Consider the following 12920-nt stretch of genomic DNA (forward strand, 5'->3'; position numbering starts at 1 on the left):
AGCTATTATTTTAATTGACTTCTATTTTTTTTTCTTCCATAAATAATTTAATCCAACTTGTATATTCATTGTTCGTAGGAATACATTCAATCAAAGATTTTCTGTTTTTATAATTTTTTAAAGATTTTTTCCCAAATTTTATTTTCATTTCATAAATTTCATCACCCCAATATCCAATCCACGCTTTTGTTTTTATTTGCTTATTTTTATTTATGTTCTTATAAAGTAAAGATTGTGTGTCTTCTGGTAAATAGTGCACACCATCACACCAAAAAGGTTTTACATAATATTTAATGTTTTCATTTTCAATATTTTCAAAATCAAGAGACCATTCTAAATGGCTGCAAAAATATAAATTGAACATTGGTTCATTTAGATTATAATTGAAAGCTGCACAATTAGGACATTCAATATATTCTCCTTCTAATTTTTTAAATTCACATTCTACACACCTACCATTTCTATTGTTTAAATGTTGAACACTATTTCTTGCCTCATCTATGTTCAAATTAAATTCTTTAACTAACTTTTCTTCAACAAGCTCTTTTAAATTATTTTGCATCAAAACATAAATATCAAGTTTTTGTTCTTCCGTAAAACTTAAATTAAGAACTTTATTTTTACATTTCTTACAATTCATTTTTACATTTCTTTTTTTTAAACTTATTAGTAATACTGTAATAGATTCCAACAAATAGAAGAAACATAATTATTTTCACTAATAAAGCAAGAAATAAATTTGAAGGATAAATTTCCAAGTCATTATACATTGTCCAGGTACTTGGTAAATAATCACGATGAAAAGATGTAATTATTATGACATATTTTTCAAAAGAAATAATGAGTAAAAAGCTAAAAATTATTCTCAAGAATACATTTTTAGCTACTCTTTTAATTCTTAATAATTGAGTAATTAAAAACCATACTATTGGTTGCAGCCAGAAACCAAACCAATATTTTCCAAACATTCTATTTAGCATACTATTTTACTCTTCTAAATTACTCTCTGCATAAAAAACTATTATTCCAATAATCCAAATTATGAAATAAATAATGCCAACAAATGATATGAACTTTTTAGCTTCCTCATCTACTTTAAAAAGGAATGGTTTCTTTAAAAAAATAGAAACAATTAAAAAAAACAATGAATACAAACCAAAGGCTGTAAAAAAATCAACAGTTATTATTTGGAGAAGTAAGATTAAATTTTCTTTCATGTTTTTCGTTTTCGACTCATAATCACTACCTAATTATTTCTAATATCATTTCAATTTACAACTAGTATAACTTTTTAGAAGCTGTTCAAAATTAGTATCATTTTTATAAGTAGGTTTATACTTGAATTAAATTTACACAGCTCGTATTAAGTCATTTACATCTTCGCTTATAATTTTTCATTAGCTTAAGTAAGTCATCTGTTTCTATAGTATGACTTGATGTAACTCTTCCATGGGTTCTAGATGAAAAAATAGAAGTTATTCTATTCCTTTTTATATATTCATTAGTATAATTAAAGGAAATACTTTCATTTCCTCGAAAACTAACCTTCCAAAAACTTTTAATATCAGACCACAAGTAGTTCTTTTTGTGAAACAGTGTTTTTTCTTCAAATCCTTCTTCATATAATTTCAAATAAGAAACATTTGTGACAAACTGTATTAAAAAAGCAGCAGCTACAAATCCGAAAAATGAAATACATAACCAACCCATAAATGGTTTTTTTTCTAGTGTGTAATAACCTCCAACAACAAAAACTAATGAAAGAAGAAAAAACATAAAGTCTTTCTCCCTATTTCTTCTAAATATTTCGAATTCGTTTTTCATAATGTGTTACAACGTCAGTTTGTCTAAAATCCTTCGTTCATATTTATTAGTAGTAAAGCAAAAATAGCTGATTTAAGTTATACAAACAAAGTCTGTTTTTGCCAAACTTTGGTTTCCAATATATTTTATAATTCAGTACATTGAAATAACTGTAGAACAGCTGTAGCTGTTAGTGTAGATTTTTTAATTCAGTTAGTTCATTAATCATTTTGGAAAAAGTAGTTGGGTCAATTTCAAATTCCACTCTTATATAATCTGAATAGTCTTTTTGATAGGTACTACTTTTTCGATTTTCAACTCAACAGATAAATGTCCGAGATTATCAATATTTCGAAATCTTAAATAAATTATATTTCTGATTATCAATTAGTCTATTTAAATATTTGGAAAATAAAATCACAAATCCTATTGCTAAAAAAAAGCTACCTGAAGTCAAAAAACTAATTAGCAAATCATCTATAAAGTATCCAGGAGAAAAATATTTTTTAATAGTATATAAACCAAAAAAATCAAAGTGACTTAAAAAAAAACTTAAAATTAAAACGATAAGACTATTCCAAACAGACCATTTTCTCTTTACAGAAATCAAAATTGAAATTATAAATACAACAATAATTGCTATTAAACTTGAAATGAAAGCTGAAGAGTTAAAATTCCACATGTCTATAATTGTTATACCGTAATCTTCAGCGTTTTTTAAAACATTTTCAACACCATTTTCAGATGTAAGTTTAAAAACTCTAATATTATAAATAGCAGCGTAAAATTGAAATGAAAATATGAAAAAACAGGTAGCAATAAAGTGTAAAATAATTTGTAAATAATTGATTCTTTTCATTTTAATTTCGTTTTTTTTGAGTACTACTGCTAACTGGTTTATAGGTCTGATTATGTCAGACTTTTTTTAATATTCAATAATAATAAATTGTAACAAATCGTCAAAAGATTTTTTTCTTCTCAGGCCCCCACTGCACAAAGTCTCCTACTTTAAGCTAAATTATAAAAAATAATTTATTTAAATACTTGATAAATGAAGACTCTTTTGTTTAGCAAATTAACTAGAAACTGTATTAATTAGACCTCAAACAAAGTTAGGAGACTTTGATGAGCTGGGGCAAAGCGGATGTATGAACTCCTTTATAAAAAACAATAAGCCGTGAATAAAACTAATAAAATAGGCTCCTAATTTCTCTGCAAATTTATATTTCCTACTCATTTTATAAAATAACAAAATTATTGAAACCTATTTAGCCTGATTTTTTTGTAGGCACTAGCAAGATGCCCGCGCTATCTGGGCAAATCTCTGTATCTCTGTATCTCTTTATCTATTTTTTATTCTGGGAATCGTCCAAATTTATTTATTTCTTCCAATGAATCATCCCAACTTGCTTTGTTTGAGATAAAAATATGTGCATTAGGTCGTTTTTCTAATTTTGTATCTAAACATCCTGCAGGAACTACTAAAAGTTTACCGTCCATTTGTAAATTGGGAAGAGCTGAACCACAATTTGTACAAAAGGCTTTCACATGATTACTCTTATGTGGTTGAAATATTTTAATTTCAGTTTCCGTTTTTATCCATTCAAGTTTAGCTGTAGTGGAAAACAAATTTGCAGCATGAGCGGACCCTGTGTCTTTCCTACAATATCTGCAATGGCATAAATAAAAACTCTCAAAGTCACCTATAACTTTAAATTTAATTCCTTTGCATAAACAAGAACCCAAGTATTCCATTTGATAAGTCCCTTTCTAAAATTATGATTTTAGTTGATTTTTTTTCTCGCTTACACTTTCCAATCTTTTCTTTAAGCAGCTAGCATCTCTCAGTTAAATTAAGCACAACTCGTTTATATGTATTATGAGTGCTCTATTTCATATGTTTTCAAATATATAAAATTTTGTTTACAAATCGTTAAAGAATATTTTTCTACTTAGACGCACTGCGTTTAGCATCAAAAGAGTGTTTTTCTTCCCAGACGCTCCCCGCTGCGCAAAGTCTCCTAACTTTGCGCTAAATTATAAAAAATCATTGACTTAAATACTTGATAAATGAAGACTCTTTTGTTTAGCAAATTAGCTAAAAACTGTATTAATTAGACCTCAAAGTCAGGAGGAGCTGGTTGGTAATAGTATTTTTCATTATTATTTCGTTCAGTTTTTGTGTGTCAGATTCTTCTATTTCATTTAAGTCAAACGTAATTTTGTTTCCGTTCGTTTTTGTTATTATTATTTTTTTTTCAATCAGTTCGGTCTTTTTGATTTGGTTAAAATTCAATGTTTTTCCAAACCTAGAGTTAATTCGGACAAGTGCTCCTTTTTTTTTTAATTGAACATAATTTTTATACCAGAAGAATCTACTGTAATAAATGAATTGAATAAAAAATCCGATTGCTCTGATTCTTTTATTCAACTTTGGATTTTCAAAATCAAAAAACTCAAATGTTCCAGTAAAAGTAAGAACAAGGGAAAAGAATCCAATCGCTATCCAAATCCAATTTCTCTTATTTTCGAAGTGTATCCTTTTCATTTCGTTATCATTTTTTTCGTTGTCTGAGATATTATTGCCAACTCTCTTATATGTATCACTCTGTCATACATATTATATGTACTAAAATGGTTGTATATCTATGAAAAGTGCTCTATTTTATATGTTTTCAAATATATAAAATTTTGTTTACAAATCGTTAAAGAATGTTTTTCGTCTCAGACGCACTGCGTTTAGCGTCAAAAGAATACTTTTCATCTTAGACGCGCTGCGTTTGGCGTCAAAAGAATGTTTTTCTTCTCAGACGCACTGCGTTTAGCGTCAAAAGAATGTTTTTCACCTCAGACGCACTGCGTTTGGCATCAAAAGAATATTTTTCACCTCAGACGCACTGCGTTTAGCACCAAAAGTGTTTTTTTTACCTCAGACGCACTGCGTTTGGCTCCAAAAGAATGTTTTTCGTCTTAGACGCACTGCGTTTGGCGTCAAAAGAATACTTTTCTTCTCAGACGCACTGCGTTTGGCTCCAAAAAAATATTTTTCATCTCAGATACTGAGTATCCAGCATCAAAAGATTACTTTTCTCCTCAGATACTGAGTATCCAGCATCAAAAGATTACTTTTCTCCTCAGATACTGAGTATCCAGCACCAAAAGATTACTTTTCTCCTCAGATACCGAGTATCCAGCACCAAAATATTACTTTTCACCTCAGATACCGAGTATCCAGCACTAAAAAATTACTTTTTACCTCAGCTACTGGGTATTTAGGCACATTATTACTTTGAAAACGATTATATGTTTTTTGGGTTGCGTGAAGGATGGTAGCGGCATCCTTTTATGTAGCGCTAGCGGAATAAAAGATAGAGCGGACAGCCTGACCTTGAGGAGGAACGACGATGGGGCACGCCCAAATGAAAAGTCCGACTTGCTTGCACAAATCGGACTTTATTGTTTTGTTTAATGTCGCAAATTTTACTTTTACATCAAACTCTTGTTATTTTATAGGTGAATTACTTCTCCGTATGCATCTGCAACAGCTTCCATCACTGCTTCACTCATGGTTGGGTGTGGATGTACTGCTTTCAAGATTTCGTGTCCTGTAGTTTCTAGTTTACGGGCTACAACTGCTTCTGCAATCATGTCGGTTACTCCTGCTCCAATCATGTGGCAACCTAACCATTCTCCGTATTTTGCATCGAAGATTACTTTTACGAATCCGTCTGGTGTTCCAGCTGCTTTCGCTTTTCCTGATGCTGAGAAAGGGAATTTACCTACTTTTATTTCGTATCCTTTTTCTAATGCTGCTTTTTCTGTCATACCAACTGAAGCAATTTCTGGTGTAGCATAGGTACATCCTGGAATGTTTCCGTAGTCTAAGGCTTCAACATGCAGTCCTGCAATTTTTTCTACACATAGAATTCCTTCTGCAGAAGCTACGTGTGCCAAAGCTTGCCCTGGTGTTATATCTCCAATAGCATAATATCCTGGAACGTTTGTTTGGTAGAAATCGTTTACTAGGATTTTATCTCTATCGGTAGCAATACCTACTTCTTCTAGACCTATGTTTTCGATATTTGTTTTAATCCCTACAGCAGAAAGAACAATGTCTGCTTCTAGAATTTCTTCTCCTTTTGCTGTTTTAACAGTTGCTTTTACACCTTCTCCTGTAGTGTCTACTTTTTCAACTGATGCGTTAGTCATGATTTTGATTCCGGCTTTTTTCAAAGAACGCTCAAATTGTTTTGAGATATCGATGTCTTCTACTGGAACTATATTTGGCATGAATTCTACAATAGTAACATCTGTTCCCATTGCATTATAAAAATGTGCAAATTCTACTCCAATGGCTCCAGAACCCACAACGATCATTTTCTTTGGTTGCTCTGCTAATGTCATTGCTTGGCGGTAACCAATTACTTTTTTACCATCTTGTGGCAAGTTTGGTAACTCACGAGAACGTGCTCCTGTTGCAATAATAATATTATCTGCTGTATATTCTGTTACTTTTCCATCGGCAGCTGTTACGGCTACTTTTTTTCCTGGTAGTACTTTTCCAAAACCGTCAATTACGTCGATTTTGTTTTTCTTCATTAAGAATTGCACTCCTTTACTCATTCCGTCTGCAACGCTTCTTGAACGTGCTACAACTGCAGAAAAATCTTTATCTACGTTATCTACTTTTAATCCGTAATCTGAAGCGTGTTTAAGGTAATCGAAAACTTGTGCAGATTTTAATAATGCTTTTGTTGGAATACATCCCCAATTTAAGCAAATACCACCTAAATTTTCTTTTTCTATAACAGCTACTTTAAAACCTAATTGTGAAGCTCTAATTGCAGTTACATATCCTCCAGGACCACTTCCTAAAACTATAATATCGTATTTCATTTCGTTATTTTTTTATCTTTTTAGTATCAGTTTGCGAATTTAAGGAAATTTTTTATAAGTTGTTACGTTTGTTTAAAGTTAACATTTTATGTTAATTATTTTTCGGCTTTTTGTTTCTGTTTTTAATTTATTGATAATTGATATACCGTGGTTTTGATAACTGAAAAGAGGGTAAATCGATCTCGGAATTATCTACAGCATTTGTCTTAAATAAATTATCGCCTTCAAATGGAATTCTTGGATAATAAGAAAAAGATATTTGAAAACGACTAAATACTAGGTAATCGTTATTTATTAATAGTCCAACGGAAAACTTAGCATAGGTTTCTTTTTTGAAAAAAGATTTAGATTCGTTAACCAATGAACCTACTGAGCAATTTAAATAGGGACTAAACCGAAATCCCATCCAAGTTTTGGGAATATAGGCTTGGGTTTGTACTGTTAGTAACCATTTTTTTGTACCAATGGTTCTCGATGTAAATTTGGGCAGACCGTACTCTCCGTCTAACGTTAATTTATCTTTATCTGATTCGTTTCGGTTATTTCCCGTAACAAAATAGGGCACAATGAATTGACGAATTTTCCAACCTCCAATATCCCAAAGTGGACTAAAATAATTTAATCCTACCTTATAAGCTAACCGTTCTGTGTTTCCTTTATTTAGAAAAGTTCCCCACTCTGCAAAGCCACTTAAATAGCCAAATTCAAATTTTTTACCATAGGAATATCTAGCTCCTAAATAATAACTATGTAAATCGTTTTTCTCTTGATACCCAAAAGTGAGGGCATAACTGTAACCGTATGGAATGTCTTCAACAATATCGTAATAATAAATATAGGAGTCTTGATAATATTTTTGAGAAGAAACACCTATGTGGGTAATGAAGTTTTTTGAATCGCTAAAAAAATAATATGGATCTAAATAATCTTCTGGTCGTTGCATATAATGTCTTCTATTATAGGTAAAACCTGCAATTATGTTTCTTGTTTTATTTTTATAGGTAGCTTTATCATTTAGTTTAAAGGCGCGTCCGTACCAAAACTCTTGAAATTCGGTCTTTATGGGGTTTGTTCTTAAACTATCATTAAAGTAAAAAGATTCGGTTAGTAATCTATTTTCAAAATAAACACCTGCTGCATTCTTTGTTAATGGTGAAAAGAAAGGTCTTGACAAGTCTACACTTCTATGACTGTCTCCGTTAAATTCATTATCATAGTTTAAATATAATGAGGTATATGTTTTTTGAATGTTATTAATTCTATAATTAAAACTCATTGCATCATCTATACTATTGATTTTCTTTTTATAGTTTCCCGATAATTGATGACCAATACCAAAAAGGTTTCTTTCTGTTAATTTTGCATTCCATTGATTTGTTGAAATGTTTCCAGTAGGAATTAGCGTCCATGAATCTATGGTTCGAACAACAATATCAATAGAATCGTTTGCTTCGTCTATTAGCTGAGGCAAAACAACTACTCTTCTTGTATAGCGTTGCCTACGTATTAATCGCTCCGATTCTACTAAAACAAGACTATCACAAATATCGTTCTTTTTAAAAAGTAGCAGGTTTCTAATTGTCCTTTTCCTTGTTTTTAGGTGTAAACTATTTCCAATCTTATCTATTTTTCTTTTTGGTTTTCGATCACTATCATCTATAGAATAGCCAAAAGGATCGGTTGTTTCGATATAAATATTTCGAATTATTTTACCATTTCCGAATTTGTATTTTTCTGTTTTTTGTTTTGGTACTTCTTCTTTTTTGACTTCTTTGGTTGCAACGGAAGAGGCTCTAAAAACGAGATTATAAATCCATTTATTGACATTGCTTCTTTTAGATAATTGGTGTGCTCTATTATATAAGGATATTGAATCTTTTTTTATAGTATCATTCGTTTGTGCAAAGCTAGAAAGCATTGAACAAACGAATAACACCATAAAATAATAAGACTTCATTATGCTATTCTTTATTTAGTTTCGAATTGCGAATCGTATAATCGTTTATAATATCCTTTTTCTAGTTTTAATAATTCATGATGTGATCCTGATTCTACTATTTGACCTTTATCCATTACAATAATTTTATCTGCATTGATAATAGTCGCCAAGCGATGTGCAATTACGATTGAAGTTCTTCCTTTTGTAATTGTTTCTGTTGCTTTTTGAATCAATTCTTCTGAATAACTGTCTATTGATGATGTTGCTTCGTCTAAAATTAATATACTTGGGTTACTTACATAGGCTCTTAAAAAGGCTATTAACTGCCTTTGTCCAGAGGAAAGCATTACACCACGTTCTTTCACATTATAATCATATCCGTTTGGCATGTTCATGATGAATTCGTGCACACCAATCTTTTTTGCAGCATTAATCACTTCTTCCCTACTGATGTCTTTGTTATAGAGCGTAATATTATTATAAACAGTGTCTGCAAACAAGAAGACATCTTGTAAAACAATTGCAATTTGTTTTCTAAGACTATCTAGTGTATAGTTTTTAATATCTTCTCCGTCGACACATATGGTTCCAGAATCGATTTCATAAAAACGATTCAATAAGTTAATTATTGTTGATTTCCCAGCTCCTGTACTTCCAACAATCGCAATGGTTTCTCCTTGTTGTACTTCTAGATTGATTCCTTTTAGCACTTCTTCATTTTCAATATAACTAAAACGCACGTTTTTAAACGAAATTGCACCTTTAAAACTAGACACTACTTTATTACCTTTGTTTTGAATTTGACTGTCTATTTCTAATACTTCAAAGACACGTTCGGCAGCAATGATTCCCATTTGCATAACATTGAACTTATCTGCAATTTGACGCAATGGATTAAACAACATGGTAATATACCAGATATAGGCAAACAATTGTCCTTCTGTAGTTAATCCTTCGTCATTAATAACACTTTTAACACCAATCCAAATCACAACTCCTAAAGTTACATTCGTAACAATATCTGCAATGGGGAAAAAGACCGAGTTGTAAAGTATATTTTTTAGCCACGCTTTGTTGTGTTTCTGATTGATTTCTTCAAATTTCTTTGCTTCAATCTTTTCTCTATTAAAAAGTTGTACGATTTTCATTCCTGTTAATCGCTCTTGGACGAAAGTATTTAGGTTTGAAATTTGATTCCTCACTTCATTAAAGGCCACTTTCATTTTCTTCTGAAAAATATTGGTAGCATAGATTAAAATTGGCATTGCCAAAAGAATAATTAGGGTCAGTTTCCAATTCATATATAGCATTATTCCTAGAATAACTATCATTTTTAGTATATCACTAACAATCATGAAAAGTCCTTGACTAAAGATACTTGCAATAGATTCAATATCCGAAACGGTTCTTGTTACTAATTTACCAACAGGTTCGTTATCGAAATATTTCATCTTGAAAGAGGTTATATGCGAAAACAATTTGTCTCGAATATCTTTAATAATGTCTTGGCCCAACCAATTGGCCCAATATGTAAAATAGAATTGAGAGGTCACTTCTAAAACAAGCACTACCGCCATCAAAACAATATAATACAACAAGCCCTGAGAGTCATAATTTTTCAGGTACTCGTCTACCGTTTGTTTTAATAAATAGGGTCTTCCTGCAGCGAAAACCGATAATAAAATAGCCCAAAAAATAACCCAATTAAATCGTTTTTTATAGGGTTTGGAATATTCTAATACTTTTTTTAATGATTTAAACTTTGGTTTACTCATTTATGTTTTTATAATTAATTTTCTATTATAATTTAATCTTTATTCTGAGATGTAAGGATAGGCCACATTTACTAAATATAATCCATGTGCTGGTACTGAAAAACCAGCTTCTTTCCTACTCTTACTTTCGATAACTTTTCTAAAATCGTCTACGGTTATTTTACCAATACCAATATTTATCATTGTACCAACAATAGCCCTAACCATATTCCTTAGAAAGCGATCTGCTTGAATTGTAAATAGTAACTGATTTCCTTTCTTTTGCCAAAATGCTTCAGTAATTGTACAATTAAAAGTATGAACATCGGTATGTACTTTAGAAAAACATTCAAAATCGATATATTCAAAAAGGATTTTACATGCTTCATTCATTTTATCTACATCTAATGCTTTGTAAAAATACCAACTACCTTCATGATTAAATGCGTCTTTAAAATTATGAATATAATATTCATAGGTTCTACTTGTAGCATCGAAACGAGCATGAGCATCATCATGAACCTTGAAAACCTTAAAAACCACAATATCTTTAGGTAAATAGGAATTTAGTTTTTTAACCCAAAAAGCAGCATCAATCTCATTTTCATAATCAAAATGAGCATACATTTGCTTGGCGTGCACACCACTATCTGTTCTTCCTGCACCAACAATATCAATAGTAGCCTTAAACAATAAGTTAATTGCGCTATTTAATGTTTCTTGAATAGAAACAGCATCAGGCTGAATTTGAAACCCAAAATAATCTTTCCCGTTATAAGCAAACTCTATGAAATACCTCAAAATCTAATATTAATATTCAAAAAAACAGTTAATAACAATTGCCTTTTTATATGGCACAAGTTGCAAATTTACAAAAATAGAAAGCAAAGACAATTTCAAATATTGATAATAAAATCCTAATTTTGTTTTATGAAGAAAATTTTATTGCTTTCAGATACTCATAGTTATATTGATGAGCAAATTATGAAATATGTACGTCTTGCAGATGAAATTTGGCATGCAGGCGATATTGGAGATTTAATTGTTACCGATACTATAAAAAAAGAAAAACCACTTCGAGCTGTTTTTGGAAATATAGACAACCATGAAGCCCGAAAAGAATTTCCGTTACACAATCGTTTTATGTGTGAAGGTGTTGATGTGTGGATTACGCATATTGGTGGTTATCCAGACAAATATAATATTGAAGTGAGAGATGAGATTAGAAAGAATCCTCCTAAAATTTTTATTTCTGGTCACTCTCATATTTTGAAAGTAATGCCCGATAAGAAATTAGGTTTACTACACATGAATCCTGGTGCTATTGGCAAACATGGGTTTCATCAAGTGAGAACCATGTTACGTTTTGAAATTGATGGCGATAAAATTCAAAATTTAGAAGTGATTGAAGTTGGGAAAAGTAATAGCAAACAATAGCGTTTTGTTAGACTGTTTTTATTGTTATTTTTTTTAACTTGATTTTTAATTATGAATTGTGAATTTTTAGTGGTAATTTAATAAAAAAATAATCATGAAAAAATTAATTTTTATTCTATTCTTATCATTTACAATCGTGAATTATTCACAAGAAAAAATAAATGTACCTCCATTTTTAAAACTAAATTTCGAAAAAGATTTTAAAGGAGCGACAGACACTAGCTGGTCAATGTTTTATAGAGGAAAATACAGGGATCAATTGCGATTTGAAGTTGAGTTTTTGAAAGGAAATTCAAAATATTTAGTTAGTTATGATAATGTAGGTGTTATGAAAGCAATTCAAAAAGCATCGCAATAAGTTCTTTAAATACTAGCATTTTAGATTATTTAAAGAACAATTACCCCACTTTAGAAATTAATGAAGCCTCAAAAATAACTAAAGAGAACGGAGATGAATTTTATAATGTTGGTATTTCAGATTCGGATGATTTTTTTATTCTAGTTTTCAATAACACAGGCTATTTTTTATACTTGACTTCCCTTGGAGAAAGGTATTAAGTTTTTTAACATCATATTAAAACAAAAAATCCGAATCATAAGATTCGGATTTTTAACGCACTAATAAACTAAGATGTTAGGTTTATCGCAATCGATCCACAGATTTTACGAGATCTTCGTCCTTTTTAATTGCTCTGTTAGCCAAAACAAGTAAAACGATAGAAATTGCAGGAAGAAAAACCCCAATACCCTTCTCAGAAACTTCCGCTTCTCCGGATAAGCTTAGTGTTCGATACACAAAAAATCCTAGTAAAATAAAGTTAAATATCATTGCCAATCTGTTTAAAACAAATTGCATTTGTCGCTTTTTAAAAATAAATACACTAATTAATGTAATCAACGAAACTAATCCGAAAAGGATCATATATAAATTCGAAGACGTGAAAAATATTGGTGTATCATTACCTACTTCTTTCCATAAGAAGAAAACAAAAGGTAATCCAGCTGTAATAGCTGCACTAAGAATCATATATAATGTTTGAATTCTTTGAATCATTTTTTACAAAATTAGCAAAGCAAAAATAGTTTTTCTT

At 30.5% G+C, this 12920-nt stretch carries 14 protein-coding genes; 2 read left to right on the plus strand and 12 right to left on the minus strand.

The features are described from left to right. Window positions 1-10: 10 nt before the first annotated feature. The 11 genes from L2Z92_RS19410 to truA form a co-directional block, all read right to left on the minus strand. Window positions 11-640 carry a hypothetical protein gene (locus L2Z92_RS19410; RefSeq protein WP_236456367.1) on the minus strand — a complete coding sequence of 210 codons (630 nt, stop codon included), beginning with the start codon at window positions 638-640 and terminating at the stop codon, window positions 11-13. Beyond that, window positions 630-980: a hypothetical protein gene (locus L2Z92_RS19415; protein WP_236456369.1), complete on the minus strand. Its 351-nt coding sequence runs from the start codon at window positions 978-980 to the stop codon at window positions 630-632. The genes L2Z92_RS19410 and L2Z92_RS19415 overlap by 11 nt, the downstream gene beginning before the upstream one ends. Window positions 981-986: 6 nt before the next feature. Then, window positions 987-1217 carry a hypothetical protein gene (locus L2Z92_RS19420; protein ID WP_236456371.1) on the minus strand — a complete coding sequence of 77 codons (231 nt, stop codon included), beginning with the start codon at window positions 1215-1217 and terminating at the stop codon, window positions 987-989. A gap of 151 nt (window positions 1218-1368) precedes the next feature. Continuing rightward, window positions 1369-1824: an STM3941 family protein gene (locus L2Z92_RS19425; protein ID WP_236456373.1), complete on the minus strand. Its 456-nt coding sequence runs from the start codon at window positions 1822-1824 to the stop codon at window positions 1369-1371. A gap of 322 nt (window positions 1825-2146) precedes the next feature. Continuing rightward, the gene (locus L2Z92_RS19430) at window positions 2147-2662 is read right to left on the minus strand and encodes a hypothetical protein (RefSeq protein WP_236456375.1); all 516 of its coding nucleotides are present in this window, start codon (window positions 2660-2662) and stop codon (window positions 2147-2149) included. 494 nt (window positions 2663-3156) lie between these two features. Next, window positions 3157-3558: a GFA family protein gene (locus L2Z92_RS19435; protein ID WP_236456377.1), complete on the minus strand. Its 402-nt coding sequence runs from the start codon at window positions 3556-3558 to the stop codon at window positions 3157-3159. A gap of 355 nt (window positions 3559-3913) precedes the next feature. Continuing rightward, window positions 3914-4351 carry a hypothetical protein gene (locus L2Z92_RS19440; RefSeq protein ID WP_236456378.1) on the minus strand — a complete coding sequence of 146 codons (438 nt, stop codon included), beginning with the start codon at window positions 4349-4351 and terminating at the stop codon, window positions 3914-3916. A 959-nt stretch (window positions 4352-5310) separates the two neighbouring features. Then, the gene (gene lpdA, locus L2Z92_RS19445) at window positions 5311-6699 is read right to left on the minus strand and encodes a dihydrolipoyl dehydrogenase (protein ID WP_236456379.1); all 1389 of its coding nucleotides are present in this window, start codon (window positions 6697-6699) and stop codon (window positions 5311-5313) included. A 127-nt stretch (window positions 6700-6826) separates the two neighbouring features. Then, window positions 6827-8656, minus strand: coding sequence for a BamA/TamA family outer membrane protein (locus L2Z92_RS19450; RefSeq protein WP_236456380.1), 1830 nt, complete (start codon window positions 8654-8656; stop codon window positions 6827-6829). A gap of 11 nt (window positions 8657-8667) precedes the next feature. After that, complete coding sequence (locus tag L2Z92_RS19455; RefSeq protein WP_236456381.1) at window positions 8668-10413, minus strand: ABC transporter ATP-binding protein; 1746 nt, start codon at window positions 10411-10413, stop codon at window positions 8668-8670. Between the two features lie 39 nt (window positions 10414-10452). Then, complete coding sequence (gene truA / locus L2Z92_RS19460; protein ID WP_236456382.1) at window positions 10453-11193, minus strand: tRNA pseudouridine(38-40) synthase TruA; 741 nt, start codon at window positions 11191-11193, stop codon at window positions 10453-10455. Window positions 11194-11322: 129 nt separating this feature from the next. On the opposite strand from truA, the gene L2Z92_RS19465 reads away from it, so the two are divergent. Next, complete coding sequence (locus L2Z92_RS19465) at window positions 11323-11829, plus strand: metallophosphoesterase family protein (protein WP_236456383.1); 507 nt, start codon at window positions 11323-11325, stop codon at window positions 11827-11829. A gap of 94 nt (window positions 11830-11923) precedes the next feature. Further along, window positions 11924-12187, plus strand: coding sequence for a hypothetical protein (locus L2Z92_RS19470; protein ID WP_236456384.1), 264 nt, complete (start codon window positions 11924-11926; stop codon window positions 12185-12187). Between the two features lie 282 nt (window positions 12188-12469). Here the strand turns inward: L2Z92_RS19470 and L2Z92_RS19475 are convergent, their stop codons facing one another. After that, the gene (locus L2Z92_RS19475; protein ID WP_236456385.1) at window positions 12470-12883 is read right to left on the minus strand and encodes a DUF4293 domain-containing protein; all 414 of its coding nucleotides are present in this window, start codon (window positions 12881-12883) and stop codon (window positions 12470-12472) included. Between the last annotated feature and the right edge of the window lie 37 nt (window positions 12884-12920).

Source organism: Flavobacterium jumunjinense (genome assembly GCF_021650975.2).
Lineage (GTDB): Bacteria > Bacteroidota > Bacteroidia > Flavobacteriales > Flavobacteriaceae > Flavobacterium > Flavobacterium jumunjinense.

What these genes read in the sequence shown, in the direction of transcription:
- L2Z92_RS19470 (WP_236456384.1), top strand. Translation starts at nt 11,924, where the DNA reads ATGAAAAAATTAATTTTTATTCTATTCTTATCATTTACAATCGTGAAT.
- L2Z92_RS19440 (WP_236456378.1), bottom strand. Translation starts at nt 4,351, where the DNA reads ATGAAAAGGATACACTTCGAAAATAAGAGAAATTGGATTTGGATAGCG.
- L2Z92_RS19410 (WP_236456367.1), bottom strand. Translation starts at nt 640, where the DNA reads ATGAATTGTAAGAAATGTAAAAATAAAGTTCTTAATTTAAGTTTTACG.
- L2Z92_RS19425 (WP_236456373.1), bottom strand. Translation starts at nt 1,824, where the DNA reads ATGAAAAACGAATTCGAAATATTTAGAAGAAATAGGGAGAAAGACTTT.
- L2Z92_RS19455 (WP_236456381.1), bottom strand. Translation starts at nt 10,413, where the DNA reads ATGAGTAAACCAAAGTTTAAATCATTAAAAAAAGTATTAGAATATTCC.
- L2Z92_RS19450 (WP_236456380.1), bottom strand. Translation starts at nt 8,656, where the DNA reads ATGAAGTCTTATTATTTTATGGTGTTATTCGTTTGTTCAATGCTTTCT.
- L2Z92_RS19465 (WP_236456383.1), top strand. Translation starts at nt 11,323, where the DNA reads ATGAAGAAAATTTTATTGCTTTCAGATACTCATAGTTATATTGATGAG.
- L2Z92_RS19420 (WP_236456371.1), bottom strand. Translation starts at nt 1,217, where the DNA reads ATGAAAGAAAATTTAATCTTACTTCTCCAAATAATAACTGTTGATTTT.
- L2Z92_RS19415 (WP_236456369.1), bottom strand. Translation starts at nt 980, where the DNA reads ATGCTAAATAGAATGTTTGGAAAATATTGGTTTGGTTTCTGGCTGCAA.
- lpdA (WP_236456379.1), bottom strand. Translation starts at nt 6,699, where the DNA reads ATGAAATACGATATTATAGTTTTAGGAAGTGGTCCTGGAGGATATGTA.
- L2Z92_RS19435 (WP_236456377.1), bottom strand. Translation starts at nt 3,558, where the DNA reads ATGGAATACTTGGGTTCTTGTTTATGCAAAGGAATTAAATTTAAAGTT.
- L2Z92_RS19475 (WP_236456385.1), bottom strand. Translation starts at nt 12,883, where the DNA reads ATGATTCAAAGAATTCAAACATTATATATGATTCTTAGTGCAGCTATT.
- L2Z92_RS19430 (WP_236456375.1), bottom strand. Translation starts at nt 2,662, where the DNA reads ATGAAAAGAATCAATTATTTACAAATTATTTTACACTTTATTGCTACC.